4 protein-coding genes are annotated in these 2,624 nt (G+C 63.0%); 1 reads left to right on the forward strand and 3 read right to left on the reverse strand.

Annotation, left to right across the window (positions count from 1 at the left end; translation table 11 throughout):
- On the forward strand, nt 1-821 hold an 821-nt coding region (locus tag ABSG20_RS34275; RefSeq protein WP_423868862.1), incomplete at its 5' end, for an alpha/beta hydrolase.
- A 186-nt stretch (nt 822-1,007) separates the two neighbouring features.
- Here the strand turns inward: ABSG20_RS34275 and coaA are convergent.
- The 3 genes from coaA to ABSG20_RS34290 all read right to left on the reverse strand — a co-directional run.
- A complete protein-coding gene (gene coaA / locus ABSG20_RS34280; RefSeq protein WP_423868863.1) occupies nt 1,008-1,964 on the reverse strand; it encodes a type I pantothenate kinase in 957 nt (318 codons plus the stop codon).
- 45 nt (nt 1,965-2,009) lie between these two features.
- On the reverse strand, nt 2,010-2,339 hold the full coding sequence (locus ABSG20_RS34285) for a phosphoribosyl-ATP diphosphatase (protein WP_423868864.1): 330 nt from the start codon (nt 2,337-2,339) through the stop codon (nt 2,010-2,012).
- 79 nt (nt 2,340-2,418) lie between these two features.
- On the reverse strand, nt 2,419-2,624 hold a 206-nt coding region (locus tag ABSG20_RS34290), incomplete at its 5' end, for a HisA/HisF-related TIM barrel protein (RefSeq protein ID WP_423868865.1).

Consider the following 2,624-nt stretch of genomic DNA (forward strand, 5'->3'; position numbering starts at 1 on the left):
TGCCCATCGAGGGCGTATCGATGATGGAGCTGATCGCCGCGCGCGGCTACGACGTCTACCTGGTCGATGTCAGAGGCTATGGCCGCTCGACCCGTCCTGCCGAAATGAACCAGCCGCCGGCGGCGAACAAACCCATCGTATCGACCGAGGTCGCAGCGCATGATCTGGGCGTTGCAGTCGATTACATCCTCCAAAAGCGCAAGGTTGCAAAGATCAACGTCATGGGCTGGTCGTGGGGGACCTCGATCGCCGGAATGTATACGAGCGAGCACAATGACAAGGTCAACCGCCTGGTGCTCTACGCGCCGCAATGGATCAGGAACGAACCGCCTGCGCCGGTGGCCGCCGATGCGCCGCCGCTCGGCGCTTACCGGCTGGTTTCCAGGGAATCAGCCAGGGCGCGCTGGCTGAAGGGCGTCGCCGAGGACAAGCAGGCGGACCTGATCCCGGCCGGCGTGTTCGAGGCCTGGGCGGACGCGACCTGGGCAACGGATCCCGAATCAGGGAAGCAGAATCCGCCGATGCTGCGGGCGCCGAACGGCGTCATCCAGGACAACATGAAATACTGGAGCGCAGGCAAGGCCCAATACGACCCGGGCAAGATCACGGTACCAACCCTGCTGCTGCACGCCGAATGGGACGCAGACCTTCCCAGCTACCTGGCGCAAGGCTATTTCGCGCAGCTGAAGAATACACCGTACAAGCGGCTGATCGAACTCTCCGAGGGAACGCATACGGTGATGATGGAAAAGAACCGCATGCAATTCTTCCACGAACTGATGGGTTTCCTCGACGAGGAAACGCCGCTTGCGCTGAAATAAGCGGGCTTGCGGCGCCCGAGTCGGCGCGCACGCACGATTGCGGTAGGGTGGGCAAAGCGGGCGAGTCGCGCGAATGCGCGAGTCGATGCGTGCCCACCATCTTATCGCACCTCGTCAATGGCGGACACGGCGCAACGCGCGCCTTTTGTCCACCCTTCGCACGCGGCAAATCAATTCGAACGGTCACTACAGCCTTCGCAGCGCCACCTGCTCCACCACGTGATCGGCGCCCTTGGTCAGGATCAGGGTCGCCCGCGGCCGGGTCGGCAGGATGTTGTCTTCCAGATTGGCAAGGTTGGTGCGTTCCCAGATCGCGAGCGCGGTGGCGATCGCTTCCTCGTCGGAGAGCGGAGCGTAGCGATGGAAGTAGGAACGCGGATCGTGGAACGCGGTATCGCGCAGAGCAAGGAAGCGGGTGACGTACCAGTCGCGCAGCACCTGTTCCTCGGCATCGATATAGACCGAGAAGTCGAAAAAGTCCGAAACCACCGGAACGGCCTTGCCATCGCGCGGCAGCGGACCGGTCTGCAGCACATTGACGCCCTCGACGATCAGGATGTCCGGCCGGTCGACCTCGATCCATTCGTTCGGAATGATGTCGTAGGTGAGATGCGAATAGACCGGAGCCCGTACCGGCCGCCTTCCTGCCTTGATGTCGCTGAGGAACGACAGCAGCTTCGGCAGATCGTAGCTTTCGGGAAAGCCCTTCTTCTGCATCAGGCCCTGCCGTTCCAGCACTGCATTGGGATACAGGAAGCCGTCGGTGGTTATCAGATCGACCTTCGGCCGCGGCGACCAGCGCGCCAGCAGCGCCTGCAGCACGCGCGCGGTGGTCGATTTGCCCACCGCCACCGATCCGGCGACCCCGATGATGTAGGGCATCTTGCGGTCCTGGATGCCGAGGAAGCGCCGCTGCGCGAAATACAGCCGCTGCATCGCCTCGACATAGATCGAGAGCAGGCGCGACAGCGGCAGATAGATTTCCTCGACCTCCCTGAGATCGAGCCGGTCGTGCATCGAGCGCAGCCTGGCGATCTCACCGGCTTCCAGCGTCATCGGGGCGTCGTCACGCAGCCGCGCCCATTGCTCCCTGGAGAATATCCGGTAGGGATTGTACTGCTGGTCCGCTGCCCGAATATCCATGAAGCCGCCCCTCAAACTTTCACATCGAGCAAGGTCCGAAAACCCTCATGTGCCGTCGCGCTTGCGCGCGGCCTTCTCTTCCAGTCCGGACATCGTCGTGCGCTTTTCCAGCGCGCCCTCGACGTCTTCAAGCGTCACGCCGCGCGACTTCAGCAGCACCAACAGATGGAACAGCAGATCGGCGCTTTCGGCGATGAGGTGCTCGCGATCGTTCTCGACCGCGGCGATCACGGTTTCCACCGCCTCCTCGCCCAGCTTCTTGGCGCAATGCTCCGAACCCTTGTCCAGCAGTTTGCGCGTATAGGACGCCTCTCCTCCCGACGCCGCGCGGGCATCGATGGTGGCGGCGAGATCATGGATCGTGAAACGCGGCATCAACCCAACCCAACACGCGCCGCCCGGGGATCGGGCGTCACACTTTCGTGAAGTCCGGCGCTTTTAGCACAAGGACTCGTCAGGGATCGAGCCGCATCGGCAACCCGGCGCGTACCATATGGTCCTTGGCTTGGCGTATGGTAAATTCGCCGAAGTGGAAGATCGACGCCGCCAGCACCGCGGTGGCGTGGCCCTCGCGGATGCCGTCGACCAGGTGATCCAGATTGCCGACGCCTCCGGAGGCAATCACCGGTACCGGCACGCTGTCGGCCACCGCACGCGTCA

It is taken from the genome of Bradyrhizobium sp., from assembly GCF_049512235.1.
Lineage (GTDB): Bacteria > Pseudomonadota > Alphaproteobacteria > Rhizobiales > Xanthobacteraceae > Bradyrhizobium.

What these genes read in the sequence shown, in the direction of transcription:
- coaA (WP_423868863.1), bottom strand. Translation starts at nt 1,964, where the DNA reads ATGGATATTCGGGCAGCGGACCAGCAGTACAATCCCTACCGGATATTC.
- ABSG20_RS34285 (WP_423868864.1), bottom strand. Translation starts at nt 2,339, where the DNA reads ATGCCGCGTTTCACGATCCATGATCTCGCCGCCACCATCGATGCCCGC.